The sequence below is a fragment of the Nocardiopsis lambiniae genome (assembly GCF_031845465.1).
Lineage (GTDB): Bacteria > Actinomycetota > Actinomycetes > Streptosporangiales > Streptosporangiaceae > Nocardiopsis > Nocardiopsis lambiniae.
This window is the reverse complement of sequence record NZ_JAVREP010000001.1, coordinates 848,899-874,875: the sequence shown is the minus strand read 5'-3', so window position 1 is coordinate 874,875 and position 25,977 is coordinate 848,899. Positions and strand designations below refer to the sequence as shown.

Here is a 25,977-nt window from a genome sequence, read left to right as displayed (position 1 = left end):
CTACCCCGGGTGGTTCAGAGAAAGGGCGGACATCCCCGTGCGGAGCCGTAGATCTGCTTGCACCACGGCGGTCCTGGTGGCCGCCTTCACCGCGTTCGGGGCGACACCGGCCATGGCCGATCCCGTCGTCGAGGACAGACCCCCCGTCAGTGAACAGTTCGCCCCCGATGCGCCCAGCGGAGCCGACCCGCGGGTCGGGGCGACCCCCTCCGCCACCGCCTCCCCCGAGGTCGCCGACCCCGAGGACCTGCGCCGCGACGCCTACGTCGCCCCCTTCCGTGAGGCGCGGAGCATCGAGTACTTCGTGGTCGCCCCCGACACCCTCCCCACCGACGCCGTCGACGCCGTTCGCGAGATCGGGGACGTGGAGCACGTCCTGACCGTGGACGCCGCCCGGGTCCTGGTCGACGACCAGGCCACCTCCGTCCTGGGCGTGGACCCCTCCACCTTCCGCAACCACGCCCCGAAGCCCTCCGCCGAGTCCGACGACGTCTGGCAGGGCGTCGCCGAGGGGCGCATCGCGCTCTCCAAGGACGTCGGCACCGAACGCGAGCTGGAGGTCGGCGGCGATATCACCGTGACCGGCGGTCGTGGCGAGGTGCCCCTGGAGGTGTGGACGCACGCCACCTCCGGCATCGCCGGCATCGACGCCCTGATCTCCCGGGAGACCGCCGCCGCGCTGGGCGTGCCCGAGGGCAACGCCCTCGTCGTCTCGGCCCCCGACGCCGACCTGTGGGAACTGTACGAGGAACTCGGCGCGGTCCTGGGCGAGGAGGTCTCCGTCCAACTGGTGACCGACGCCCCCGAACCGTCGGTGAGCGGCGACAGCGTGCCGTCGTCGGTGATCGAGCAGGTCATCGCCAACGCCGAGTCGCAGCTCGGCGTTCCCTACGTCTGGGGCGGTACCACCCCGGGGGTCGGGTTCGACTGCTCGGGTCTGCTCCAGTGGGCCTTCCGGGAGGCGGGCGTGAGCATCCCGCGCGTCACCCACGACCAGTGGAACGCGGGAGAGCGCATCGAGTTCGACGACCTGCGCCGCGGCGACCTGCTGTTCTGGCGGTCGGACCCCACCGCGCCCGACTACATCTCGCACGTGGCGATCTACCTCGGCGACGGGATGATGCTGGAGGCGCCGCGCACCGGTCTCGACGTGCGCGTCACCCCGGTACGGACCGCCAAATACGCGGGCGCCGTGCGCGTCCAGACCTGATCCCCGTGCCCCTCGTCCCCACGACGGCGCCCACGGGGACCCGGGGGCCGGCGGAGTGAACGAGGGCCCCTCGCCGCGGGTCGCCCGGTGCGGGTGATCCTCGGCGGCGGAGCGCGAAGCACGGCCCCGCCCGGACACGTTCCGGGCGGGGCCCACACGTGGGCGGTGGTGGGAGAAAACAGTGGGCCGTGGTGCCACCGCGTCGGCGGCACCACGGCCCACATGTCTCCTTGTCCGAAGGACCCGGCCGGGAGGGGAAGGACAGGCCTCGGTCAGGAGGGGGAGACAGGGAGCCGCTGAGGGAGGGGGAGACAGCGTACCGACCCTGTCGGAATGGTCCTGGAGTGTGACGACGTCGGTGCGTCGCACAAGGACTACATAAGCAGCGAGCGGGCGATTTGGCAAGAGGCGAGATCAAGGCAGGCAAGTAGTCCCAATACCGGCTTAACGTTCAAAACGGCAGTCGGTCCGCTCGTTCCGTACCCGGGCGTCTCAGCGTCCGGCGGCGTACCCCTGCGCTCCCCGGGCGTCGGCGGCCGCGCGCAGCTCACCGGTCTCGGGATCGCGTGCCACGGCGGCCAGGCGGCCCAGCGACCACGGGGCGGAGAGCTGGACCCGGTGGCCCCGACGGCGCAGTTCGGCGATGGTCTCCTCGCCCAGGCCGGGCTCCACGACCAGGTCGCCCGGGATCGTCTCCCTGGGGTGGAACGAGCTGGGGAAGGCGTTGGTGTGGAACATGGGCGCGTCCAACGCCTCTTGGAGGTCCTCGACGCCGTTGAGGATCCGCAGCAGCGCGGTGAAGGTCCACTGGTCCTGCTGGTCGCCGCCGGGCGTGCCGATCGCCAGCACCGCCTGCCCGTCCTCCCGGGTGACCAGGGTGGGGGAGAGCGTGGTGCGCGGTCGCTTGCCCGGTTCCAGGGAGTTGGGGGAGGCGGGGTCGAGCCAGAACATCTGCGCCCGGGTGCCCAGCGGGAATCCGAGCGCCGGGATCACGGGGGAGCTGGTGAGCCAACCGCCGCTGGGGGTCGCCGACACCATGTTGCCGTGGGCGTCCACCACGTCCACATGACAGGTGTCGCCGCGGCGCACCGTGGGCTCGCCCGTGGTGCGGTCGGCCGGCGCCTCCCCGCTCAGGTACAGCGGCGGTGTGAAGGGAGTGCGGCCGGCCACGGACCCGGGACGGGTCTCCAGGGACGCTCGGGCGTCGTCCACGAGCGCGGCCCGATCGGCGGCGTACCCGGCGGACAGCAGGTCCTTGAGGGGCACGTCGGTGAAGTCGGGGTCGCCGTACCAGGCCTCGCGGTCGGCGAAGGCGAGTTTGGCCGCCTCGGTCACCCGGTGTACGAAGTCGGCGCCCTCACCGGAGGTGCCCAGCGCCTCGGCCAGGCGCAGCTGCTGGAGCATGCTCGGTCCCTGGCCCCAGGGGCCGGTCTTGTGCACGGTGTGCGCGCCGTACGGGACGTTCACCGGGTCCTCGTAGGAGGCGCTCCAGTCGGCCATGTCCTGCGAGGTGAGCAGGCCCCGCTGCGGCTCCCCCTCGGCGGACGGCACCGGGGTCGTCAGGAACGCGGCGACGGACTCGGCGACGAACCCCTGGGACCAGCTCCGCCGGGCCGCGTCGATCCGCGCCTCCCGACCGCCGCCGCCGGACTCGGCCTCGGTGACGATCCGCCGGTAGGCGGCGGCCAGGGCGGGGTTGCGCAGCCGGGTTCCGACGGCGGGCACCCGGCCGTGCGGCAGGTACACCGCGGCCGAACCGGTCCAGTGACGGGTGAAGACGGGTTCGAGGGCGGCGATGGCCGCGGAGATCCGGTCCAGCACGGGATAACCGCGTTCGGCGAGCCCGATGGCGTGGTCCAGGACGTCGCGGACGGTCATGGTGCCGTGGTCTCGCAGCAGGAGCATCCAGGCGTCGAAGGACCCCGGGACGGTGGCCGCCAGCACCCCGCTGCCGGGGACGCGGTCCATGCCGGAGAACGCTTCGAGGGTGGCGGCGGCGGGAGCCACCCCCTGCCCGCACAGGACCCGGGGCGGACCGCCGGCGGCCTGGAAGATCACGGGCACCTCGCCGCCGGGGCCGTTGAGATGGGGTTCGACGACCTGGAGCGTGAACCCGGCGGCGACCGCGGCGTCGAAGGCGTTGCCACCGCGTTCGAGGACGGACATGCCGGTGGCGCTGGCCAGCCAGTGCGTCGAGGCGACCATGCCGAAATCGCCTCGGAGCTGGGGCCGGGTGGTGAAACGGGGCATCGAGGGGGCCTCCTGGGTGAGCGGGCGGAACACCGACCGCGGAACGCGGAACGCGGTCCGGGCGACGCTACAGCACACCTTCGAGGAGGGGCAGACGTGCGAGCGCCGGGGATCCTCGCGGGACCCCCGGCGCTCAACGGTTCAGACGCGGATCACGGCTGCGTCGGGACACTCCACGGCAGGGAGTCCCACAGCGCGCGCCACTCCTCGTCGTCGACGGTGTCGAGATCGGAGATGACCTCCTCCGCCTTGTCGTCGGCCTCCTCCATCTTGGCGGCGGCGTCCGCCTCGGCCTCGGCGACCAGTTCCGCGATGATGTCGGCGACCTCGTTCAGGATCTGCTCCACCTCGGCGCGGTCCAGGTCGTTCGCCTGCGCGCACTCGTCGAGGGCGGTGTTCTTGTCGCCCTCGTGGCCGTAGTACCAGACGGTGGCGAGCAGGCGGTCGCGCTCGGCGTCGTCGAGGTCGTCCTTGCTCAGCGCCTGCTCCACGAACGCGCCGCTGTCCGGGGTCAGTTGGGACTCGTCGATCCCGCTGTCGCCCGCCTCGAAGTCCACGAAGTGGTCGATGAGGCACCCCTTGACCTCGCGGGAGCCGCTGCCGGGCAGGGTGACCGCGTCCTCCACCGGGGCCTGGTCGACCGGGGTCTCCGGGGTCTCGGGGGCCTGGTTCGCCGGAACCTCGTCGGCCGGGGCCTCGGGGGCCTCGTCGGCGGGGACCTCGGGAGCCTCTTCGACGGGGGCCTCGGGGGCCTCCGCCGCGGGCTCCTCGTCCACGATGTCGTCCACCGGGGTCCCGGGGTTCTCCGGAGCGCCGGGCTTCTGCGGTGTCTCGACGACCGGGGCCTGGTCGACCGGGGTCTCCGGGGCCTCGGGGGCCTCCGCCGCGGGCTCCTCGTCCACGACCTCCTCCGGTTCCGGGCCCGGGTCCTCCTGGGCCGTCTCCGGTTCGGTCTCCGTCGGTTCCTCCTGCGCCGGTTCCTCCTGTTCGACGGGCTCGGCCGTGCCGGCCTCCTCGGCCACCTCCTCGGCCATACGCCGCAGTTCCCTGGGTCCCCAGCGGTCCGGCTGGAGGTGGGTGGCCACGGCGACCCCCGGCCTCTCCAGCCAGAAGAGGTCACCGGTCTCCTCCGAGAGGTAGGCCCCCTGCTCGAAGGCGGCGTCGTCCTCCACCAGTTCCAGTTCCCGGTCGGGGATGTGGCCGTAGCGGCTCGCGCGCAGGTCGTCGAGGTCCTGAAGGGCCTCGGAGCGGATGACGGCCACCCGGCCGTAGAGCTGGTCGGGGCCCTGCATCCAGGACAGCTGTGAGTGGCGGCCGCCCTGTCGATCACTGGTGGAGGAGGCGTTGATCCCGTACCTCTCCAGGCCGGCGGGCAGGTACCCGATCTCATATCCGTCGAGGCTGTACGAGGACTTCCCCTGGCGTACGACCGGCCAGCTCAGCGACCGCTCGTCCTCCTCGTCGGCGAGGGCGGACCCGGCGAGACCGATCGGTCCGGCGACGGACAGGGCCGCGACGCCGAGAATCGCGACCCACCTGGTGCGGTGCTTGCGCATAGTGTTCCTTCCCATCGACTACTAATAGTGATGGTTGCAGGGCTCTGCGTAATTATCGAGGTTCTCACGGGCCAAAATTGTGACATGAAGTCATCAAGTGAATGCATAGGGTTACAAGTGGTGGCAGTCGGACAAGGCACTCTTAGGTCGTTCTCCGGACGTTCCCGCGCGCTCCGCGCACGGTCACCGTCCGGTCGCCCTGGGCGTTCAGGCTTTGGTCTCAAGGAAGCATTCGGCACGTCCGTTCACGCGTATCTGGGAGGTCCGGTGCACCGCATCGGCATCGTCGTCGGAGTCGTCTCACTCGCCATCGTCGTCCTCTGCGCCCCGTCCGCCGCCTCGGTCACCCCTCTGCCCGACTCGCCGGGCACCATCGCGGAGAAGCCCGCCACGGTGCGGCACGTCGCATCCCAACGCCCCCTGCTGGCCGTCTCCCACCGGGGAGCGGCCGGACACGCACCCGAGAACACGCTCGCCGGGCTCGACGCCGCGCGCCGCCTGGGCGCCGAGACCGTCGAGATCGATGTCCAGCGCACCAAGGACGGTGAGCTCGTCCTCCTGCACGACGTCACCCTCACCCGCACCACCGACGCCGAGAAGGTCTTCCCCGGCCGCTCCTCCTACCTGGTCGCCGACTTCACCCTGGCCGAGATCCGCCGCCTCGACGCCGGTTCCTGGTTCTCCTCCGCCTACGCGGGGGAGCGCGTGCCGACCCTGAGTGAGGCGCTCCGGCGCCTGGAGTCCCTGGACCTCAACCTCTTCCTGGAGATCAAGGAACCCGCCCGCCACCCCGGTATCGAGAGGGACATCGCCCGGGAGCTGCGGGCGCGCTCCATCTGGTTGAAGCACAACCGCCCGTGGGAACCCCGCCGCCTGATCGTGCAGAGCTTCGACTGGGAGGTCGTGCGCTCCTCCAAGCTGATCCTGCCGTCGGTCCCGCACGCCCTGCTCGGTCGGGTCCCCGAGTCCCGCGTCCCGGATTTCACCTGGGCGCACATGATCAACCCCAACCACGCCACCATCGACGCCGCCTACGTCGACCTGCTCCACGAGCACGGGTTCGAGATCATGCCCTACACCGTCAACACCCGGGCCGCCATGGACACGGTCCTGTTCAAGGGGGTCGACGGATTCATCACCGACTACCCCGACGCGGGGCAGCGCGCCATCCGGGACTTCCTCGCCAGGAACGCGAAGAAGACGCCGACCGAGGTCACCCTCCCCCTGCTGCCCGCTCTGCACTAGCCTCCGCGCGGCCGAGCCGCCGAACGGCGTCGGCCGGCCACCGAAGGGGGCGACGGGCGAGGGCGACCGGGCGGCGCGCGGCAGGGCGGGCGTTCCGGAACATGCCCTAGATTCTGGGAAGGCCCAGAGGAGAGGCGGAACACGTGAACGACCGTCCGGACGTCCCCGGAGAACTCGTCGACCGGCGGACCAAAGGGGTGTGGTGGCCGGGCGGTCCGATCCCCGCCGCCGACTTCGCCGCCCGGCGTGACCGGTTGTTCGACGGGCCCTTCACCTGGCCCCTGCTGGTGCTGAGGGAGTCCGCGCTGGAGCGCAACGTCGCCGCCCTCGCGGAGTTCACCCGGGCCCACGGCCTGCTGTTCGCCCCGCACGGCAAGACCTCCATGGCGCCCGCCCTGCTGCGCCGGCAGTTGGAGGCGGGCGCCTGGGGCATCACCGTGGCCACCGCGAACCAGGCCCTGGCGGTGCGCGGGTTCGGGGTGCGGCGGATCCTGCTCGCCAACCAGCTCCTCGACCCCCGGGTCATCCGGTGGGCGGCCGAGGAGATGTCCGCCGACCGGGGCTTCGACCTCCTGTTCTACGTCGACTCCCCCGAGGGGGTCGCCGCCGTGGCCGCCGCGGCGCAGGGATGGAAGGGGGAACGCTTCCCCGGAGCCCTGATCGAACGCGGTGTCCCCGGCGGACGCACCGGGGCGCGCACCCGCGGGGAGGTTCTCGACCTGGCCCACGCCGTCGACGCGATCCCGGGCGCGGCCACGGTCGGCGTGGCCGGGTACGAGGGGCCGCTGTCCGACGCCGACGGCGTCCGGGGCTTCCTGCGGGATCTGCGCGGTGACGTCGAGGCCCTGCTCGCGCAGCGCGGGCCGGGGCCCGGGCGGCCGATCCTCACGGTGGGCGGCAGCGCCTGGTTCGACCTGGTCGCCGAGGAGATCGGCGGCATGGTCGAGGCACTCCCGATCCTGCGCAGCGGGGCCTACATCACCCACGACGACGGGCTGTACCGCCGGGTGACCCCCTACAACCGGCTGCCCGAGGGCGGCGACGCGCTCACCGGCGCCCTGGAACTGTGGGCCCAGGTCACCTCCGCCCCGGAGGAAGGGCTGGCGATCGCCGGGATGGGCCGCCGCGACGCCGGGTACGACCAGGACCTGCCGATCCCGCGCGTCCTGCGCCGGGCCGACGGCACCGCCGTCCCCGCCGACGGGGTGCGGGTGACGAAGTTCGACGACCAGCACGCCTACCTGAGCGTCCCGGTCGGGCTGGACGTCCGGCCCGGCGACCTGATGTCGTTCGGGATCTCCCACCCCTGCACGACCTTCGACAAGTGGCGGAGCATCCCCGTGGTCGATGACGCCGACACGGTGGTCGACCTCATCGCCACCTACTTCTGACGGAGCGGATCGCCGGGCCGAGGTCGGACCCGGCCGTCCGCGGGGCGGCGGCCGACCTGCGGACGGCCGCCGCCGGGACGTCACCCCCAGCCGTGCACGCCCGGCCGGGTGTGCCAGGGGCGGGGGCCGTCCATCGGGCGGTACTCCACCCCCGCGGCGTCCAACCGGGTCAGGTGGTGCAGCAGCCGGGGCTCGAACTCGGCGTAGTCCCGCTCCCCGGCCGACCACACCTTCTCGGCGAACGCCGACAGGCGCGGGAACACCATGTAGTCCAACCGCCGGGGCGTGTCGATGTGCTCGGTCCACACGTTGACCTGGGCGCCCAGGACGTGCGCGGCCTCCTCCTCGCTCAGGCCCTCCGGGACCGGCTCGGCGAGGTAGACGTCCTCGACCCGCAGCAGGGTGCCCACCTTGATCGGCTCGTCGTCGGACTCCGACTGCCGGTAGTCCAGGTACGAGGTGGCGGTCGGGCTCATGACCACGTCGTGCCCGGCCTTGGCGGCGGCGACGCCGCCCTCCTCTCCGCGCCAGGACATGACCGTGGCGCCGGGTGCCAGTCCGCCTTCGAGGATCTCGTCCCAGCCGACCAGGCGGCGCCCGCGCGCGGTGAGATGGTCGTCCAGCTGCCGGATGAACCAGCTCTGGAGTTCGTCCTCGTCGGCCAGACCCTCCTCGCGGATCCGCCGCTGCGCCGACCCGCTGCCCTTCCACTGGGTCTTGGGACACTCGTCCCCGCCCACGTGGAAGTACTCGGAGGGGAACAGTTCCAGCAGTTCGTCGATGACGTTGCGGTAGAACTCCAGCACCTCGTCGGTGACCGCGAGCACCTCGTCGAAGATGCCCCAGCGCTGTCCCACCGGGATCTCCCCGACCTCGCCGAGTTCGGGGTGGGCGTGGATGGCCGCCTGGGAATGACCGGGGACGTCGATCTCGGGGATGACGGTGATGTGCCGGGCGGCGGCGTGGGCGACGATCTCCCGGATGTCGTCCTGCGTGTAGAAACCACCGTGCGGGCGCTCCTCGAAGACCGGCTCCTCGCCCGGACGCGGGTTGCCCAGCTGGCTGCGGGTGCGCCAGGACGCCTTCTCGGTGAGCTTCGGGTAGCGGCGGATCTCCACCCGCCACCCCTGATCGTCGCTGAGGTGCAGGTGCAGCACGTTGAGCTTGTGCAGGGCGAGGAGATCGATGTAGCGCAGGACCTCGCGCTTGGGAACGAAGTGCCGGGCGGTGTCCAGCATCAGTCCGCGCCAGCCGAACCGGGGCGCGTCGGTGACGCCCACGGCGGGCAGCGTCCAGTCGGTGTCGCCGATGGGGGCGTCGCGGTGGGCGGCGGCCGGCAGGAGCTGGCGCAGCGTCTGGGCCCCGTAGAAGACCCCGGCGGGGTCGTTGCCGATGACGATGGCGCCCTCGTCGTCGACGATGAGCCGGTAGCCCTCTCGGCCCAGCCCGGCGGAGGGGTCCACGCTGAGGCGGATCTCGCTGTCCTCGTCGCCCGAGGAGAAGGGCAACCCGGTGGCCGCGCCGAGTTCACGTTGGAGCCACACGAGCGTGCCCCGGGCTTCGGGGTCGGCGGAGACCCTGGTCGCGGCGGTGAGCGCGAGCCCGTTCTCCTCGCCCGGGACGACCTGTAGGGGGCGCGGGATCACGGGGCGGGACGCGAGGAGGGAAGGGGAGGTATCAGGCACGGGTGGTCGCTCCTATCCGGTCTAGACCAATACGGGACATGGTGCCATGGCGACCGGTGCCGGCGCAGCAGCGAACCCCCATCGGTGGGACCGGACGCGCGTGTTCGGCTCATCCGATACCCGCATTTGACCGCGCCGGAGCCTTAACGCTCCGCCCCCCGCGGAAGGGAAGCGAACAACGGGTCGGCGTGTCCGGGCCGCCGCAACCGCGCTCGGCGGACGCCGGGGGAGCACACCCCTCCCGGGGGTGGGGCGGGCACCACTCGAAGACGGGAGTCGGCGTCATCGCCCGGGCGGCGCCCCGTCCGTATCGTTCGGGACGTACCCGATTCCGTGCGGCTCGTGGGGGGAGACGGATGATGGCGGAGGCGATCCCGGGTCCGGAGCGGCCCGCGCGTCGGCGGTGGTGACGATGGCCTGGCCGGTCCTCCTCGCCATCGTGGGGGCCTTCACGCTCGCACTCGGATCCGCGCTCCAGGAACGCGACGCCGTGCGCGCCCCCGGAGCACAGGTGGCCCGTGTCGGCTTCCTGTGGCATCTGCTGCGCCGACCCCGCTGGCTGCTGGGCACCCTGGCGGTCGGGGCGGGCGCCTGCCTGCACCTGATGGCCCTGAGCGGTGCGCCGCTGACCATCATCCAGCCCATCGGGGTCACCGGGCTGGTGTTCGCCATCGTCCTGTCGGCGTTGTTCAACCGCCAGCGGGTGCTGATCTCCCAGGTCATCGCCGGGATCACGGTCATGGTCGGCCTCATCGGGGTGCTGTGGGCGTTCCCGCACGGCGCGGAGACCCCCGTCATGCCGCTCCGGGACGCCCTGACCCTCACGGGCGTCACCCTCGCCGTCGGGATGACGGTGTACCTCACCGCGCGCCGGATGCCCAGCGGGGCCAGGGCGATCGCGCTCGCCCTGGCGGGCGGTGCGGCGCTGGGCGCCACCTCGGGCCTGGCCCGGGTGATCACCTCCAACGCTCTCGCCGACTGGACGACCGTCCTCGGATGGCCGAGCCTGCTCGCCGTCGTCCTCGCCGTCTTCGGCGGACTGCTGATGCAGAACGCCTACCGGACCGGTCACTTCGCAGCCGCCTACGCCACCCTCCTCATCACCGACCCCGTCGTCGGTGTGGCGATCGGCGCGCTCCTCCTCGGAGAGGGGGCGCCGGAGACGCTCCCCGCCCAGGTGGGCGCGTTCGCCTTCGCCGTCGTCGCGATCGCCGGGACCGTCTTCCTGGCCCGGACCCGACACCGCAACCCCGAGGCGAAGGGGGCGCGTACGCAGACCGGCACGGCTCGCACCCGCACCCGCTGAACGAAGGAAGTCCACCCATGCCGTACTCCCGCCCGTCACCCACCACCGCCCTCAACGGGGCCTCCGGCGCTGTCGCCTCCCGCCCGTCACCCACCACCGCCCTCGACGGGGCCTCCCGTCCGCTCCGGCCCCTGCGGATCCTCATCGCCGGTGACACCTACCCGCCCGACGTCAACGGCGCCGGGTACTTCACCCACCGGTTGGCCGAGGGGCTCGCGGAACGCGGACACCGGGTGCACGTGGTGTGCCCCTCCGAGGAGGGCGAACCGTACGTGCGCCGCAACGGGCGGGTGATGGAACATCGGCTGCGGTCGGCGCGCATGCCCCTCCAGGACGGGATGCGCGCCGCGGTGCCGCTGGGGGCGGGCGGGCACATCGCCCGCCTCGTGCGGAGGCTGGACCCGGACGTCGTACACGCCCAGAGCCACTTCACGCTCAGCCGGTCGGCGATCCGCGCGGGCCGGGCGGCGGGGATCCCCGTCGTCCTGACCAACCACTTCATGCCGGACAACCTGTACGCCCACGCGCGGATCCCGGAGGCGATGCGCGCGGTGGTCGGCGATCTGGCCTGGCGGGACATGGTGCGGGTGGCGGGGGAGGCCGATCACCTGACCACGCCGACCCCCCGCGCCGCCGCCCTGCTGAGGGAGAAGGGGTTCGCCGGGGAGATCGAGTCGATCTCGTGCGGCATCGACCTGGAGCGGTTCCACCCGCGTTCCGACCGGTCGGCAGCGCGCGGCCGGTTCGGACTGCCCGACCGGGACACCATCGTGTTCGTCGGGCGGCTGGACGAGGACAAGCGGATCGACGACACGATCCGGGCGCTGGCCCTGGTCTCCCGTGAGCACGACGCGCAGCTGGCCCTGGCCGGTCTGGGGCGCGACGAGGAGGCACTACGGGTGCTGGCCGCCGAGCTGGGCGTCGCCGACCGGGTGTTCTTCCTCGGGTTCGTGCCGGACGCCGAACTGCCGCTGTTCTACGCGGCCGGGGACGTGTTCGCGATCGCGGCCGTGGCGGAGTTGCAGAGCATCGCGACCCTGGAGGCGATGGCCACCGGGCTGCCGGTGGTGGTGGCCGACGCGATGGCGCTGCCGCACCTGGTGGAGGAGGGGCGCAACGGATTCCTGTTCCCGCCGGGCGATCCGGTGCGCATGGCCGACCGGTTGCTCACGGTCCTGAGCGCGGGGAGGGCGCGTTCGGCGCTGGGCGGGACCGCCCGGGAACTGGCGTTGCGGCACGACCACCACCGTTCACTGGAGCGGTTCGAGGAGGTCTACCGGGGCCTGCGGCCGAGTGCGCTCCCGCCGACGCGCCCGGAGCGGATCGCCGTCGCCTGAGATCGGGCGGCCCAACGGAGAATCATGTCCTCTTTGTCTGCATTGAGAAAAAGACGAGGTTTGCCACTTTCCGCATTCTTTGCGTGGCTGTCGGTGATATCTCCGTGGCCCGGGAAACACATCAGGTGTGTGGTTCGAAGGCATCAATGGACGCGGCGTCCTCGGCAGGGTCACCCCCGAAGGTGACGTGCACGAGGCCCTCACCGAGCGGCTGCTCGCCGCCGAACGCGAAGCGGGTTTCCACGAGCGCGACATGTCGGCGTTCGAACGCGAACGCATCGACCTGGAATACAGGGTCACCCGCATGGAAGCCGAACTGGAGGCATTACGACAACGGAGACTGGAGGCCTACGCCCGGTGGTGGAACGCCCGAGACGACCGGGACCGGGTCCTCCACATCTGCCGCAGACTGCGCCGTCGCGTGGACAAGGCCCGACGCAGGAGCGGTGAGGAGAGTTGAAGGTTGCGACATCGACGGTCATCCCGATGGCCCGGCCCCGGTGGCCGGGCCATCGTCGTGTCCGGACCCCTCAGGAGGGGCGGTCGGTCAGATCGGACAACTCGGAAGCGACCGTCCCGGCCGCCTCCCGCAACGCCCGCAAGGTGACCTGGACCGCCGGACGGCGCAGCGAGGCCGGGCGCAGTACCGCGTACACGTGCCGCGCCGGGACCCGGCCGGGCAGTGTGCGGTGGACCAGCCCCGCGGGGGCGCCCACCATCGCCAGGGCGGGCACCGCCGCGATCCCGATGCCGCGTGAGACCAGGCTCAGTACCGTGCCCAACCCCTCGAACTCCCAGGCCGCCGACGGTAGCCCGCCCACCTCCGCCAACAACAGGTCCGTGCCGTAGCGCGAACGCTCGCCCTCGGGCGCCACGATCCAGGACTCGCCCAACAGCCGCTCCAAGACCACCGGCTCGTCCGGGTCGGCCAGTCGGTGTCCCCGGGGGACCGCCAACACCAGCGGGTCGCGCAGCAGGTGCACGTGCCTCAGGCCGCTGTCCACCCCCCGGCCCGGGTGCTGTCCGGTCCAATCGTCGACCAGGGCGATGTCCACCTCACGGGAGCGCACCTTCTCCGTGCCCGACGACAGCAGCGTCTGCCGCAGCACCAGCTGCATCTCCCCGTACCGGCGCAGGGAGGGCGCCAACAACGGCGCGAACGCCACGGCGGCGGTGGGGAAGGCCGTGACCTTGACCACCCCCAGGGCCACGTCGGCCTGTTCGGCCAGGATCGACTCGGTCGCCTCCACCAGGGCCAGGATCTCCTCGGCGTGGACCACCAGCAGACGCCCGGCGTCGGTCAGCTCCGCGCCGCGCGGCGTGCGGTCGAGCAGGGCCACCCCCGTCTCCCGTTCGAGCGCGGACAACTGCTGGGAGATGGCCGAGGGCGTGTACCCCAGCGCCATCGCGGTGGCCGCGATGGTGCCCCGCACGGAGAACTCACGGAGGATCTGGAGACGCCGGAGATCGAGCATAAGCAGAGCTTACGCTCACCATCGAAAAGAGTCGCTTGTACTGAAGGGCGTGGATGGGAAGGCTGAGGGGCGATGGACCGTCACCTCGAAAGACGGTCGAGCGCCAGAACACGAGCCGGAGATGAGTCGTCCATGACCGTCACTGTTTCCGCGACCCTCGCAGTCAACGAAGCCCTCGCCGACAAGCGCCGCCAGGGGGTGCGCGTGCTGCCCCTGGGGTTCGGCGAGGCGGGCCTGCCGGTCCACCCGGTCATGCGGGACCGGCTCACCGCGGGCAACGGCGCCAACGCCTACGGCCCCGTCGCCGGCTCCGCCGCACTGCGCGAGGCCGCCGCCGGCTACTGGGCGCGGCGCGGCCTGCCCACCGATCCGGACACGGTCATCGCCGGCCCCGGCAGCAAACCGCTCCTGTACGGCCTTCTGCTGGCACTGGGCGGCGACACCGCCATCGCCGCGCCCAGCTGGGTCAGCTACGCCGCGCAGAGCCGCCTGGTCGGCTCCCGTCCACTGCTGGTCCCCACCGCCACCGGTGAGGGGGGCGTCCCCCAGCCCGACCTGCTGCACGCCGCCGTCACCGCCGCCCGCGAGGCGGGACGCACCGTCAACGCCGTCATCGCGACCCTGCCCGACAACCCCACCGGGACGGTCGCCACCCGCGCGACGGTGCGTCGTCTGGCCGAGGTCGCCCGCGAACTCGACCTGGTCGTCATCTCCGACGAGATCTACCGCGACCTCGTCCACCCGGAGGGCCCCGAGGCCGCGCCCGTCGAGGTGCACAGCCCGGCCGAATTCGCCCCCGAACGCACCGTCATCTCCACCGGACTGAGCAAGAACCTGGCGCTGGGAGGCTGGCGGATCGGTGTTCTGCGCCTGCCCGACTCCGAGATCGGGCGCCGCCTGCGCGGCGGACTCCTCGGGGTGGCCAGCGAGATCTGGTCGAGCCCGGCCGCCCCGATCCAGGAGGCCGCCGCCCACGCCTTCACCGAACCCGCCGAACTGGTGGACCACGTCGACCGCAGCCGCCGCCTGCACGGCATCGTCGCCCGCGCCGTCACCGACGTGTTCGCGCGGGCCGGGGCCGCCGTCGTTCCACCGCGTGCCGCCTTCTACCTCTACCCCGACTTCGAGCCGCTGCGCGAACGGCTGACCGAGCTGCACGGCGTCACCACCGGCCCCGGGCTCACCGGGCTGCTGCTCGACCGCTTCGGGATGGGCGTGCTGCCCGCCGTCGAGTTCGGGGAGGGACCCGAGGCCCTGCGCATGCGGGTCGCCACCAGCCTGCTGTACGGCGACACCGAGGAACGGCGTTACGCCGCCCTGGCCGCCACCGACCCACTGGCGCTGCCCTGGATCCGCGCGTACCTGGACCGTTTGGGGGAGGTGCTCGGCGCGCTGCTCGCCGGACCCGTGGGCGCGCCGGTGCTCCGCACGCGGGTCACGGTACCGACGTCCGTGCGCTGAGCGAGGACCGGCGAGCCCCGCCCGGGAGGACGTCCCCGGGTAAGGGCTCCCCTTCCCCCCGCTTCCCCCCGCCCGGCGTCGGCACCGGTCCGCCCGGTGTCCTCCGCGGTCCTCACCGGCCCCGCCGGGCCTTCAAGGGACGCCCGCGGCGCTGTTCCTCTCCGCGAGTTCGCGGCTGGAGGCCAGGACCGAGCGATAGTGGCCGATGAGCTCCTCGCCCACCGCCTCCCAGGTGCGGTGCTCCACCGACGCCCGGGCGCGGGCCGCCAGGGTCTCGCGCACCGAGCGGTTGTGCGCCAGTCGGCCCACCGCCACCCGCAGCTCGCGCACCGAGTCCGGGGCGTACAACAGTCCGTTGCGCTCGTGCTCGACCAGGTCCAGCGGGCCGCCCGCGGCCGGCGCCACCACCGGCACCCCCGAGGCCAGCGCCTCCTGGACCGCCTGGCAGAACGTCTCGTCCGCTCCGGTGTGCACGAACAGGTCCAGGGAGGCGTACAGCCGGGACAGGTCTTCGCCGGTGCGCTGGCCGGTGAAGATCGCGCCGCGCAGCCGACGCCGCAGCCGGGGCAGCTCCGGCCCGTCCCCGACGACGACCACCTTCACACCGCGCAGTTTCAGCACGTGTTCGAGCAGGTCGACGCGCTTGTCCTTGGCCAACCGGCCGACGTAGCCCACGATCGCCTCCCCGTTCGGGGCCAGCCGTCGGCGCAGTTCCTCATCGCGGTGGTCGGGGTGGAAGCGCCGGACGTCGACCCCGCGCCGCCACAGGTCCAGCCGGGGGAACCCCCGCGCCGACAGGGCCTCCATCGTCGCGGAGGAGGGCACCAGGGTGCGGTCCACCGCGGCGTGGACGCGGCGCAGCGCGGTCCAGATGTGCTCGGTGCCCGGCAGCCCGTACCGTCGGGCGAAACCGGGCAGGTCGGTCTGGAACACCGCCACCGTCGGCAGCGCCCAGCGGCGGGCGGCCTCCACCGTCGCCATGCCCATGAGGGCGGGGGAGGCCAGGTGGATCACGTCCGGCGAGAACGACCGGATCGCCGTGGTCAGGGTGCGCCGGGCGGGCAGACCCAGGGAGAAGCCGCGATACCCGGGCAGGGGGATCGAGGGCGTCCGGACCACCGGGAATCCCGACTGGTGGGTGGGACCGTCGTGTCCCGGGGCCAGGATCAGCGCCCGGTGCCCTTGGGCCGCCAGCATGTCGGCGACCCGGCACACGGAGTTGGTCACCCCGTTGACCTGGGGGAGGAAGGACTCGGTCACGATCGCCACGCGCAGAGGTCGGTGCGCGTCGGCGGGGGAGGGGACCGGGATGCGGTCGCTGTGGGTGTCGATCGGGGACATGCGCATTGCTCCCAACGCCGGGGGGAACGGCCGTCTCCGACGCTAGGCGGGCCCGGTGAACCCGGATGAGGGACGGGGGGAACCGGGCGCGACGCGCGGGCGTGGGTTCACCGAGCGGACGGTGACCGCTCGTGGACGACGCACCCGACCAGGGGTTGCCCCGAGATGACCTCACGGTGGCTAAGATCGCATCACGTGATCGAATCATTGCTCTAGGGAGTTGAACGGTGACCCTCGTGGAATGGGCCGAGACGGTCCGCGTCGAACTCGGGCTCGCCGAGAGCGAACCGTTGAACAAAGAGGACGTGGAACGCATCCTCGACCTGGCAAGGGATGCCGCGCACTCCATCGCCCGCCCGGCGGCGCCGCTCACCACCTTCCTGCTCGGAGTCGCGGTCGGTCGCGGGGCCGACCCGGAACGGGCCGCGCGGGTCCTGAGCGAACTCGCCCTGAGCCGTGGTGGTCGCGAGGAAGGTGACACGTGACACGCCGAGCGGCCGAAGAACGTACCGGTGTCCGCTCCGGTTCCCGAAGAGACCCTCATGTCGAAGTCATGTGATGCGTTCGTTACGCGTCGCTGCAATTCTTTGCCGATAACGCAAGGCGCTCACCAGTGCCGACACGTCAACGAGGCACCGGCCCCCGCACCGACACGGCGGTGACCTCGGCCCCATCCACTTGACCGACAGGGAGATCCCCCGTGGACCAGCTCCTTGAAATGGCCGGCCTCATCAGCGGCATCATCTGGGGACCCTTCGTCCTCATTCCGCTGCTGTTCGCCGTCGGCCTTTTCCTCACCATCCGCCTGAACCTGCTCCAGCTCCTCCGCCTGCCACACGCCCTGTGGCTCGCGCTGGTCCGGCGCAAGGAAGACGATTCCGTCCAAGGCGACATCTCCCATTACCAGGCCCTGAGCACCGCGCTCGCCGCCACCGTCGGTGTCGGCAACATCGCCGGTGCCGCGCTCGCCATCGGCATCGGCGGTCCGGGCGCGCTCTTCTGGATGTGGGTCGTCGGCTTCCTCGGCATGGCCACCAAGTACAGCGAGGCCCTGCTGGGCGTGAAGTTCCGCCGCACCGACGCCAAGGGCGAGCAGAGCGGCGGCCCGATGTACTACCTCAAGTACGGGATCGGCGGCGGCTTCGGCGCCACCCTCGGTGTGCTCTTCGCGGTCTTCGGCGCCATCGCCGCCTTCGGTATCGGCAACGGCAGCCAGGCCAACACCGTCGCCCAGCAGGTGAACAGCGTGACCGGTGTCGACACCTGGATCATCGGCCTGGTCCTGATGCTGCTGGCCGGAGCGGTCATCCTCGGGGGCATCAAGAGCATCGGCCGGGTCGCCTCCGCTCTCGTCCCGATCATGATCATCTGCTACGTGGGCATCTGCCTGGTGGTGCTCGCGGCCAACTGGGCGCAGATCCTGCCGGCGTTCCAGCTCGTGGTCACCGACGCCTTCACCGGCACCGCCGCGGCCGGCGGGTTCGCGGGCTCCACGATGCTGATCGCCATCCAGATGGGCTTCGCGCGCGGCATCTTCTCCAACGAGTCGGGTCTGGGCACCGGTGGCATCGCGGCCGCCGCCGCCAAGACCAGGCAGCCGGTGCGCCAGGCCATGGTCTCCATGACCCAGACCTTCATCGACACCATCATCGTGGTCACCATGACCTGCCTGGTCATCATCACCACCGGTGTCTGGCAGGGCGAGAACTCCGCGGACGGCTCGCTGCTGACCAGCCAGGCGATGACCGAGGGCCTGGGCGCCGTCAGCCCCGGGCTGGCCCCGGCGGGCGCGGTCATCGTGGCGGTCTCCGTCGCGGTGTTCGCCTTCACCACCCTGCTCGGCTGGTCCTACTACGGTGACCGGTGCGTCGAGTTCCTGGCGGGTCGCAAGCTCGTGCTGCCCTACCGGATCCTCTTCATCATCGTCATCTTCATCGGCTCGGTCGCCAGCCTGGACTCGGTGTGGCTGTTCAGCGACATCGCCAACGGTCTGATGGCGCTGCCCAACCTGGTGGGTCTGCTGGTGCTCTCCCCGCTCATCGTGTCGGAGACCAGGAAGTTCTTCGATCACCCGAACTGGCGTGATCCCGACGCGGTGATGGACGACGTCACGGGGTAGCGGCCCCGAGGGCGTGAGAGAACGAGAAGGGGGACCGGCCCGGCGCCGGTCCCCCTTTCCCGTGTCGGTGGGTCACCACCAGGCGTGGAAGTGGTGCACCGGGCCCTGGCCGTGGCCCGCGTCGATCTCGTCGGCGCGGCGCAGGGCCTCGGTGAGGTAGGACTTGGCGTCGGCCACGGCGGTGGCGGCGTCCGGCCGCTGCGGCAGCAGCGCGGCGATGGACGCGGACAGGGTGCAGCCGGTGCCGTGGGTGTTGCGGGTGGCCACCCGGGGCGCGGAGAACTCCCGGAGGTCGCCGTCCCGGGAGACCAGGACGTCCACGCTCTCCCCGCCGGTCAGGTGGCCTCCCTTGAGCAGGACCCGGCGCGGTCCCCTCTCCAGGAGCCGGCGGGCCTGGTCGCGCATGCCCGCCAGGTCGGTGGCCTCCGGCTCGTCCAAGAGATCGGCGGCCTCGGGCAGGTTCGGGGTGATGAGGTCGGCCCGGGGCAGCAGTTCGGTGCGCAGCGCCTCGATCGCCGAGGTCTCCAGCAGCCGGTCACCGCTCTTGGCGACCATCACCGGGTCCACCACGACGCCGCGCAGGCCGTGCCGGTCGATCGCCTCGGCGACGGCCTCGGTGACCTCGGCGGTACCGAGCATGCCGATCTTGACCGCGTGCACGGTCGCGTCGGAGAAGAGCGTGTCCATCTGCCGGACGACGAAGTCGGCCGGGACGGGGTGGACCCCGGTGACGCCGCGCGTGGACTGGGCGGTCAGCGCGGTGACCACGCTCATCCCGAAGGTCCCGTGGGCGGAGAAGGCCTTGAGGTCGGCCTGGATCCCGGCGCCCCCGCTGGGGTCGCTGCCGGCGATGGACACGATGTTGTACGCGCTCATGATGGCGTTCCTTCGCTAGTACGAACTAGGGCAGGTTCGACGGGTGTGCTCTCAGCCGGGACGCGACCGGTGGTCGCGTCCCGGCACCCCGCGCCTCGGGGCCCGTGGCCCCCGGGTGTGCGGTCGCCTTCGCGACGTTGTGGGGTGGCGGCGGGTCGCCGCCGGGACGTCACGCGGCCGGGGTGTTCCCGGTGCCGCGTCTTCGGTGTCCCGCCTCGCGCCACCGGTGGGGCGAGGCGGCCGGACCGGAGACGGAAGCCGTTCGGGGACGGGGTTCCATCCGTCCGGGCCGATGACGGCGCGGCCCCCGCTGCTCCCGCGGGCCCCGCCGGGGTCTCAGACGGAGACGGACCCGGGCCTGGCGTCGGCGGCCTCGCGGGCGAGCTTGTGCCGCTCCCAGACGATGGCGGCCGTCACCACGGCGAAGCCGAGCACCATGAGGGCGACGGTGACCGGGACGTCGGTCGGTGTCACGAAGGCGCGGTCCTCGTTCTGCCAGGGCCACAGCGCGCGCAGCGACCCGGCCATGAGACCCGTCAGGACGACCAGGGTCATGTGGTGGAAGTTCTCCAACAGGTACTGGAGCACCTTGACGAACAGGGACAGGCCGGTGAGGGCGCCCAGGGCGAAGACACCCAGGTAGACGAGGTCCACGTCGCGCACCGCGTTCATCGTGGGCTCGTACAGGCCCATCGTGAGCAGAAGGAAGGAACCGGACAGTCCCGGCAGGACCAGGGCGCAGATCGCGATCGCGGCGGCGAAGAAGACCACCACGGGGTGGGTGGGCAGGTTCGCCCCCGGCAGGCCGGTGATGAGGAAGGCCCCGGCGGCGAAGGCCAGCGCGATGAGGTAGTGCCAGGGGCGCCACGCGCTGCCCGAACCCGTGTAGGGGATCCACAGGCAGGCCAGCACCAGGCCGAAGAAGATCGCGTAGGCGTACTGCGGGTAGGCCTCCACGAGGGGGGCGAGGACGATCGCGGCGCCGACGAGGAAGACGGCCATGCCGATGAGGGCGGGGATCAGCACGCTCCAGTCGACCATCCGGAACTGCGCCCTGGCACGTTCAGGTCCCCGGCCGCGCGGGACGTCGGTGACGTAGCGCTTGATGCCGCTGACCAGGTGACCGGCCCCGCCGATCAGCTTGTCGTACAGTCCGACGATCAGGGCGACCGTACCGCCGCTGATGCCCGGGAGCGCCTCCGAAGCGCCGACCGCGCCTCCGCGCACCATGTTGAAGAGGTAAGAGCCTGCTGTTCTGGCCATCTGATCGTTGGGCGCGGCCCCGGTCCGGTGGGGGTGAGGGGCGCCGTTCTCCGTTCTGACATCGATACCGCCGGACCCCAGGGACGAGGGGTCCGGGAGAGGAGGGGGTTTCCGCCGCTCACTGACGTGTGATCCCGTGCCCCGTAGCGGGGTTGCGGTCCGTTCGCTCCCCGGGGAGGGGGCTCTGGAGGCGGCGATGCCAGTCTAGTGCCGTACGGGCACGTGGCTACGGCCTTCACGCGTCCGATGTCGATGTTCCGGCTCGTCATGAGCACATTGGTCTGATAACCGAAACGCGGATCCCCGCTGTGGCGCGCACGGATGTACGAGATCACGGGCGGGGGACACCGAGAAGGGGCCCTCGGCCCCGTCAGGCCCCGTCCCGGACCACCGACGACGCCCAACGGTAATCCTGCTTGCCGACGGCCGTGCGGCGCACCCGATCGACGAAGTGCACCGTCCTCGGCACCTTGAACCCCGCCAGGCGCACCCGGCAGAACACGAGCAGACCCGTCTCGTCGGGTTCCGCCCCCTCCGCCAGGGAGACCAGCGCGGTGACCCGCTGCCCCAGCCGTTCGTCCGGAGCGGGCACCACGATGGCGTCCTCGACGGAGGGGTGCGCCTTCAGCGCCGCCTCGACCTCTTCCGGATACACCTTCTCGCCCGCCGTGTTGATGACGACGCTGCCCCGGCCGAGCAGCACGATCGCCCCGTCCCGGGCCCGGGTGCCGAAGTCCCCGGACAGGGCCCAGCGACGTCCCAGATCATCGGTCGGGAACGTGCGCGCCGTGGCGATCGGATCGTTGTAGTAGCCCAACGGGATCCGTCCGGTGCGCGCGATCCGGCCGATCACGGTGGACCCCGGCGGCAGCGGACGCAACCGCTCGTCCAGCACGGCGATACTGCCGCCCATGGTGAAACTGCGACCGTCGGGAGACCCGGTCAACGGTTCCGCCAAGCCCTCCCCGTCACCGGTGGTCGCCGAACCGCACACCCCCGTCTCCGAGCCCCCGTAGGAGTCGGCCAGGGCGATGTCCTCGCGCCAGGCCCGCCACAGCCCGCGCACCGGCGGGGTGAGCGGGGTCCCGCCCGAACGCACCGCCGAGAGTTCCGGGCACAGGTCCGGCTCGGTGAGCAGGTGCCGCGCCAGCGGGCGGGCCATCGCGTCTCCCACCACCTGGAGCGTGTGCACGCCCTCCCGGTGCGCCAGGGAGACGACCCGCTCGGCCTGGAAACTGCGGTCGGTCGACAGCACCACCCGTTTGCCGCACAGCAGCATGCTCAACGCGTTCCACTGGCCGGCGGCGTGCATCAACGGACCCAGCACCAGCATGCGCTGCGGGAAGCACGACCGGGCCCGCTCCGCCACGTCCTTCGGGGAGCGGGCGCGCGGGGCGCCGGGGGAGCGGCGTTCGATCGCCGCTCGGAAGATGTCGGCCTGCCGCCACAGGACCCCCTTGGGGTAGCCGGTGGTGCCGCCCGTGTACAGCAGGTAGTGGTCGGTGCCCGAGGTCGGCGGCAGCGCCGTCCCGACCGGAGCGTCGGCCAGCGCGATCTCGTAGTCCACCGCGTCGGGGAACGCGGCGCGCACCGCCGCGCGATCGTCCGGATCCGCCCCGTCCGACAGCAGCACCGTGTGCCGCAGGCGCGGGAGGTCGGAACGCACCACGGCCACGGTCGCGGCCAGGGACTCCTCGGCCACCAGCGCCACCGTGTGCGAGTCGGCCAGGACGTGGCGCAGTTCGCCCGCCACATAGCGGTAGTTGACGTTGACGGGCACCGCGCCCGCGCGCAGCACCCCCAGGAAGGTCTCCACCCACTCGGCCCGGTTGAAGGACAGGATCGCCACGTGCTCGCCGCGGCCGATCCCCGCCGCCACCAGGTGCCGGGCCAACCGGTCCGCGCGTTCGCGCAACCCGGCGTAGGAGACGACCCGTGCTCCGGCGACCAGCGCGATCCGCTCCGGAACCGCCTCGGCGACCGCGTCGAACAGGAGGGACAGGGAGAGGGCGGTGTCCGGGTCGGCCGTCGCGGGGCGCGCGGCGGTCTCCGGTGCGGTGGACCCCAGGGGCACTGGACGCACGGTCTGCCTCCCTCGGCGGTGGGTACGGGCGCACCGTCCACGGCCCGGGGCTCGCGGCGGAACGCCGACGCCGACCGGATCCGGTCGGCGCGTCGGTGGCTTGTGAGCCGACCGTACCCGTCGGGGGGCCTCCCGATCGCCGGCGGGGCTGTGGACCGCGTCACCCGACCTCAGCGGCGGGGTCACAGTGTTCTCCGAGCCCTGATCCACGGCCTGTTCGGGGGGACGCCGCCCCCGGATTCCGGGCCTGATCGTGCGCTTGTGACACACCTCACCGTCGCCGGTCCCGTGGTCGGATACCGGCATCCCGGGCGTTTCCGTCCGAAAGGTCCGTGTCGGTCGACACGGCGGGAGCCGGGGGCCCGGCGTCGGGCCTCCTTCCGGCGGGCGCGGCGCAGCCGTGCGGGGGAAAGGACCGACCCTCGCGGGCCCGCGATGTGACGTGCCTCACTGCGACTGATCTGGTGAAAGATCTTCGGAGGGGCACCGCCGTTCGTCGACGCATCACGGATACCGCCGACACCCCCTTGTGGGCTCACCGGATCATCTGCTCAACTCTTGGGGACTCTCCGCCGGGGGCTCTACCGGGCCCCTTCGGTGGGTATCTAGTGTCTGACATCGGTCAATGGCGATCGGAGCGGTTGGATGAGCAACACCCAGAACCTGGGGCAGGAGAACACCGCCGGGAACCCCGGCGGAGCAACACTTCCCGAAGACGAGACCCCCGCGCTCTCCAGCGCGGACCACATCGCCCTGGCGCGGAAGCACTCCGCGCACAACTACGCGCCCCTGCCCGTCGTCATCGCCGAGGGCCGCGGGGCCTGGGTGACGGACGTGGAGGGCGAACGCTACCTGGACTGTCTGGCCGGGTACTCGGCCATGAACTTCGGCCACCACAACCCCGACCTGCTGGCCGCGGCCCACCGCCAGATCGACCGGGTGACACTCACCAGCCGCGCCTTCTACAACGATCGTTTCGGCCCCTGGGTCGACGCCCTCGCCGGGATGGTCGGCAAGGAGAAGGTCCTGCCGATGAACACCGGCGCCGAGGCGGTCGAGACCGGCATCAAGGTCGCCCGCAAGTGGGGCTACGAGGTCAAGGGCGTGGCCGAGAACGAGGCCACCATCGTGGTGGCCGGCGCCAACTTCCACGGGCGCACCACCACGATCATCTCCTTCTCCTCGGACTCCGAGGCGCGTACCGGCTTCGGTCCCTACACGCCCGGGTTCCGCTCGGTGCCCTACGGCGACGCCGCGGCCATCGAGGCGGCCATCGACCACACCACGGTCGCCGTCCTCATCGAACCCGTCCAGGGCGAGGCCGGGGTCATCGTGCCCTCGCGGGACTACCTGCCGCGGGTGCGGGAGATCTGCGACGCCAACCGGGTCCTGTTCATCGCCGACGAGGTCCAGTCCGGCCTCGGCCGCACCGGCACCATCAGGGCCTGCGAGCACAGCGGGGTCGTCCCCGACGCCTACCTGTTCGGCAAGGCCCTCGGCGGCGGCATCCTCCCGGTGTCGGCGATGGTGGCCGACGAGGAGGTGCTCGGCGTGATCCGGCCGGGCCAGCACGGGAGCACCTTCGGCGGCAACCCGCTCGCCGGCGCGGTGGGCCACACGGTCGTCCGGATGCTGACCGAGGGCCCCTACCTGGAGAACGCCCGCAAACTGGGCGAGGTGCTCACCCGCCGCCTCGACGGGTTCGTCGGCAACGGCGTGGTCGCCGCCCGGAGCATCGGGCTGTGGGCCGGGATCGACGTCGACCCCGCGCTGGCCTCGGGCAAGGAGATGTGCGAGCGGCTCGCGAGGAAGGGCGTCCTGGTCAAGGACACCCACGGCTCGACGGTGCGCATGTCTCCGCCGCTGGTGATCAGCGAGGAGGACCTCAACTGGGGTCTGGACCGGTTCGCCGAGGTCCTGGAGGACCTCAGGGCCGGGCGCTGACCGACGCCGGCGGGCGTCCGTCCCGGTACCCCGGGGCGGACGCCCGCCGGCGGCGTCGGGGGCGGTCAGGAACCGCCGGCCTCGTCGACCACCGACTCGGAGGGGTCCTCTGAGGGCTCCTCCGAGGGCCGGTGCACCGGGTCCAGCGGACCGCCCAGCTCGGTGCGCAGCAGCGACTCGTCCACCCGGGCCAGGGTCTCCCGCGACACGTACAGGACGCGTTCGGGGCCCTCCATGATCTGAAGGCGCACCCGCTCGGCGATCGACCGCTGTCCCTGGGCGGTGGGGTGGAAGGTCGCCCGGTCCACCTTCAGGCCCTCACCGAACTGGCCGAGCACGATCCCGTTCAACCAGGCGTCCTCGGCGCTGACCTCGTGGCCGCTGAACGCGGAGAAGGTGTTGACGTACTCCACGCTGCCGGCCTCCCGAGTGCCGTAGATCCCGCCGTCGGCACGGTAGACCACGTCCCGGATACGGGTGTTGAACCGCTCGGCGATCCCGTTGAGCCAGAGCTGGTCCTTGACGGTCAGCGTGTAGTACATGCCCGGCGGCTCCTCCGGGAACAGCCGCGGATAGCCCAGCACCAGGATCCGCGCGTCCGGGGCCCTGCTCCGGATCTCCCCGACGACGGTGCTCAGGGTCTCCTCGAACTTCTCCATCCGCTCGGCGATGTCCTCCTCCTGGGCGGTGCAGACACTGCTCTCCAGGAGGGGCATGCGCACGATGCAGGTGCGCAGCACCGGAATGAAGCCCAGGTCGTTGCCGCCGATCCCGAGCGTCACCAGGGAGGTGTGCTCGGTGACCCGCTCGATCTGGGACTCGGGGGTGCCCAGCTCGGAGAGCATGGCGGACCCCTTGTGGCTGCTGCACGCGTAGAAGGCCAGCGCGCCGGCGAAGTCGAACTCCTCCTCGATGAGGTGGGCGTAGGCGTTGGCCGACCGCCAGCAACCGCCGGCCACGGCGGTCTCGGGGGCGTAGTCGCCGGCGCCGTCACCGGAGGAGTAGGAGTCGCCCAGGGACACGTAGTTGCCCCACACGGCGCCCTCCTCGGGGCCCACCCGCATCCGCCAGTCGGTCTCCTCGTCCTCGGCGATCGGGGGGAGTTCGGTGCTGGGGCAGACCCCGCCCGTGACCCCGCACCACAGGAAGCGCAGCGCGTCCCGGCTGGCGGGCACGGTCAACATGACGATGAGGGAGACGACCAGCACCAGGGCCACGCCCACGCCGATCCGGGTGCGCAGACGGCCGCGACGGCGGGGCGTCGCCGCCGCTCCGGCCGCGGTGGCGCCGGTCTCGGCGGGGGCGTCGGGGCCGGAAGCGTCGGGAGACCCGGGGGGAGCGGTGTCCTCGGGAGGGATCTTCGCCGCGTCGTCGGCGTTCGGGTTCGGTTCGGGGGCACCCGATGCGTCGTCACGGCCCGGCACGGCGGTCACCG

General features: G+C 72.0%; 19 protein-coding genes and 1 riboswitch. Of the genes, 10 read left to right on the top strand and 9 right to left on the bottom strand.

The window, feature by feature from the left end; all coding sequences use genetic code 11:
• Positions 1-37 precede the first annotated feature (37 nt).
• Entirely contained in the window at positions 38-1,210 is a 1,173-nt protein-coding gene (locus tag RM479_RS03820) for a C40 family peptidase (protein WP_397221235.1), read from the top strand.
• A 492-nt stretch (positions 1,211-1,702) separates the two neighbouring features.
• On the opposite strand, the gene RM479_RS03815 is transcribed toward RM479_RS03820, so the two are convergent.
• Positions 1,703-3,460, bottom strand: coding sequence for a gamma-glutamyltransferase family protein (locus RM479_RS03815; protein ID WP_311510293.1), 1,758 nt, complete (start codon positions 3,458-3,460; stop codon positions 1,703-1,705).
• Positions 3,461-3,612: 152 nt separating this feature from the next.
• Entirely contained in the window at positions 3,613-5,031 is a 1,419-nt protein-coding gene (locus tag RM479_RS03810; RefSeq protein ID WP_311510292.1) for a hypothetical protein, read from the bottom strand.
• A 252-nt stretch (positions 5,032-5,283) separates the two neighbouring features.
• On the opposite strand from RM479_RS03810, the gene RM479_RS03805 reads away from it, so the two are divergent.
• Together RM479_RS03805 and RM479_RS03800 are read left to right on the top strand one after the other, a co-directional pair.
• Positions 5,284-6,261, top strand: a complete 978-nt coding sequence (locus RM479_RS03805) for a glycerophosphodiester phosphodiesterase (RefSeq protein ID WP_311510291.1) — start codon at positions 5,284-5,286, stop codon at positions 6,259-6,261.
• A 143-nt stretch (positions 6,262-6,404) separates the two neighbouring features.
• Positions 6,405-7,652 carry a type III PLP-dependent enzyme domain-containing protein gene (locus tag RM479_RS03800; protein ID WP_311510290.1) on the top strand — a complete coding sequence of 416 codons (1,248 nt, stop codon included), beginning with the start codon at positions 6,405-6,407 and terminating at the stop codon, positions 7,650-7,652.
• Positions 7,653-7,732: 80 nt separating this feature from the next.
• Here RM479_RS03800 and RM479_RS03795 read toward each other — a convergent pair whose 3' ends face one another.
• Positions 7,733-9,337 carry a beta-N-acetylhexosaminidase gene (locus RM479_RS03795; RefSeq protein ID WP_311510289.1) on the bottom strand — a complete coding sequence of 535 codons (1,605 nt, stop codon included), beginning with the start codon at positions 9,335-9,337 and terminating at the stop codon, positions 7,733-7,735.
• Positions 9,338-9,749: 412 nt separating this feature from the next.
• On the opposite strand from RM479_RS03795, the gene RM479_RS03790 reads away from it, so the two are divergent.
• The 3 genes from RM479_RS03790 (at position 9,750) to RM479_RS03780 (ending at position 12,440) form a co-directional block, all read left to right on the top strand.
• On the top strand, positions 9,750-10,643 hold the full coding sequence (locus tag RM479_RS03790; RefSeq protein WP_311510288.1) for a DMT family transporter: 894 nt from the start codon (positions 9,750-9,752) through the stop codon (positions 10,641-10,643).
• Positions 10,644-10,660: 17 nt separating this feature from the next.
• On the top strand, positions 10,661-11,980 hold the full coding sequence (locus tag RM479_RS03785; protein WP_311510287.1) for a glycosyltransferase: 1,320 nt from the start codon (positions 10,661-10,663) through the stop codon (positions 11,978-11,980).
• 127 nt (positions 11,981-12,107) lie between these two features.
• On the top strand, positions 12,108-12,440 hold the full coding sequence (locus RM479_RS03780) for a hypothetical protein (protein ID WP_311510286.1): 333 nt from the start codon (positions 12,108-12,110) through the stop codon (positions 12,438-12,440).
• Between the two features lie 70 nt (positions 12,441-12,510).
• Here RM479_RS03780 and RM479_RS03775 read toward each other — a convergent pair whose 3' ends face one another.
• A complete protein-coding gene (locus tag RM479_RS03775) occupies positions 12,511-13,455 on the bottom strand; it encodes a LysR family transcriptional regulator (protein WP_311510285.1) in 945 nt (314 codons plus the stop codon).
• 132 nt (positions 13,456-13,587) lie between these two features.
• Here RM479_RS03775 and RM479_RS03770 point away from each other — a divergent pair, with 132 nt between their 5' ends.
• On the top strand, positions 13,588-14,916 hold the full coding sequence (locus RM479_RS03770) for a pyridoxal phosphate-dependent aminotransferase (protein WP_311510284.1): 1,329 nt from the start codon (positions 13,588-13,590) through the stop codon (positions 14,914-14,916).
• Positions 14,917-15,048: 132 nt separating this feature from the next.
• Here the strand turns inward: RM479_RS03770 and RM479_RS03765 are convergent, their stop codons facing one another.
• The gene (locus tag RM479_RS03765) at positions 15,049-16,257 is read right to left on the bottom strand and encodes a glycosyltransferase family 4 protein (RefSeq protein WP_311510283.1); all 1,209 of its coding nucleotides are present in this window, start codon (positions 16,255-16,257) and stop codon (positions 15,049-15,051) included.
• Between the two features lie 227 nt (positions 16,258-16,484).
• On the opposite strand from RM479_RS03765, the gene RM479_RS03760 reads away from it, so the two are divergent.
• Together RM479_RS03760 and RM479_RS03755 are read left to right on the top strand one after the other, a co-directional pair.
• Positions 16,485-16,742, top strand: coding sequence for a DUF6457 domain-containing protein (locus tag RM479_RS03760; protein WP_274807554.1), 258 nt, complete (start codon positions 16,485-16,487; stop codon positions 16,740-16,742).
• A gap of 215 nt (positions 16,743-16,957) precedes the next feature.
• Positions 16,958-18,376: an alanine/glycine:cation symporter family protein gene (locus RM479_RS03755; RefSeq protein ID WP_311510282.1), complete on the top strand. Its 1,419-nt coding sequence runs from the start codon at positions 16,958-16,960 to the stop codon at positions 18,374-18,376.
• Between the two features lie 72 nt (positions 18,377-18,448).
• Here the strand turns inward: RM479_RS03755 and thiD are convergent, their stop codons facing one another.
• The 3 genes from thiD to RM479_RS03740 all read right to left on the bottom strand — a co-directional run bounded on the left by thiD (position 18,449) and on the right by RM479_RS03740 (position 22,589).
• Positions 18,449-19,252 (bottom strand): bifunctional hydroxymethylpyrimidine kinase/phosphomethylpyrimidine kinase, encoded by an 804-nt coding sequence (thiD, locus tag RM479_RS03750; RefSeq protein WP_311510281.1) that lies wholly within the window; start codon positions 19,250-19,252, stop codon positions 18,449-18,451.
• Positions 19,243-19,353: riboswitch (TPP riboswitch) on the bottom strand. Its footprint overlaps the gene before it by 10 nt.
• Before the next feature lie 235 nt (positions 19,354-19,588).
• The gene (locus RM479_RS03745) at positions 19,589-20,515 is read right to left on the bottom strand and encodes a DUF368 domain-containing protein (RefSeq protein ID WP_311510280.1); all 927 of its coding nucleotides are present in this window, start codon (positions 20,513-20,515) and stop codon (positions 19,589-19,591) included.
• Between the two features lie 370 nt (positions 20,516-20,885).
• Entirely contained in the window at positions 20,886-22,589 is a 1,704-nt protein-coding gene (locus RM479_RS03740; RefSeq protein WP_311510442.1) for an acyl-CoA synthetase, read from the bottom strand.
• A gap of 654 nt (positions 22,590-23,243) precedes the next feature.
• Here RM479_RS03740 and rocD point away from each other — a divergent pair.
• On the top strand, positions 23,244-24,542 hold the full coding sequence (rocD, locus tag RM479_RS03735) for an ornithine--oxo-acid transaminase (protein WP_311510279.1): 1,299 nt from the start codon (positions 23,244-23,246) through the stop codon (positions 24,540-24,542).
• Between the two features lie 65 nt (positions 24,543-24,607).
• On the opposite strand, the gene RM479_RS03730 is transcribed toward rocD, so the two are convergent.
• The gene (locus RM479_RS03730; RefSeq protein WP_397221305.1) at positions 24,608-25,966 is read right to left on the bottom strand and encodes an SGNH/GDSL hydrolase family protein; all 1,359 of its coding nucleotides are present in this window, start codon (positions 25,964-25,966) and stop codon (positions 24,608-24,610) included.
• Between the last annotated feature and the right edge of the window lie 11 nt (positions 25,967-25,977).

Excerpts from the sequence above, each read along its gene's own strand:
- RM479_RS03770 (WP_311510284.1), top strand. The coding sequence starts at position 13,588 with ATGACCGTCACTGTTTCCGCGACCCTCGCAGTCAACGAAGCCCTCGCC.
- RM479_RS03790 (WP_311510288.1), top strand. The coding sequence starts at position 9,750 with ATGGCCTGGCCGGTCCTCCTCGCCATCGTGGGGGCCTTCACGCTCGCA.
- RM479_RS03775 (WP_311510285.1), bottom strand. The coding sequence starts at position 13,455 with ATGCTCGATCTCCGGCGTCTCCAGATCCTCCGTGAGTTCTCCGTGCGG.
- RM479_RS03765 (WP_311510283.1), bottom strand. The coding sequence starts at position 16,257 with ATGTCCCCGATCGACACCCACAGCGACCGCATCCCGGTCCCCTCCCCC.
- RM479_RS03785 (WP_311510287.1), top strand. The coding sequence starts at position 10,661 with ATGCCGTACTCCCGCCCGTCACCCACCACCGCCCTCAACGGGGCCTCC.
- thiD (WP_311510281.1), bottom strand. The coding sequence starts at position 19,252 with ATGAGCGCGTACAACATCGTGTCCATCGCCGGCAGCGACCCCAGCGGG.
- RM479_RS03745 (WP_311510280.1), bottom strand. The coding sequence starts at position 20,515 with ATGGCCAGAACAGCAGGCTCTTACCTCTTCAACATGGTGCGCGGAGGC.
- RM479_RS03810 (WP_311510292.1), bottom strand. The coding sequence starts at position 5,031 with ATGGGAAGGAACACTATGCGCAAGCACCGCACCAGGTGGGTCGCGATT.
- rocD (WP_311510279.1), top strand. The coding sequence starts at position 23,244 with ATGAGCAACACCCAGAACCTGGGGCAGGAGAACACCGCCGGGAACCCC.
- RM479_RS03815 (WP_311510293.1), bottom strand. The coding sequence starts at position 3,460 with ATGCCCCGTTTCACCACCCGGCCCCAGCTCCGAGGCGATTTCGGCATG.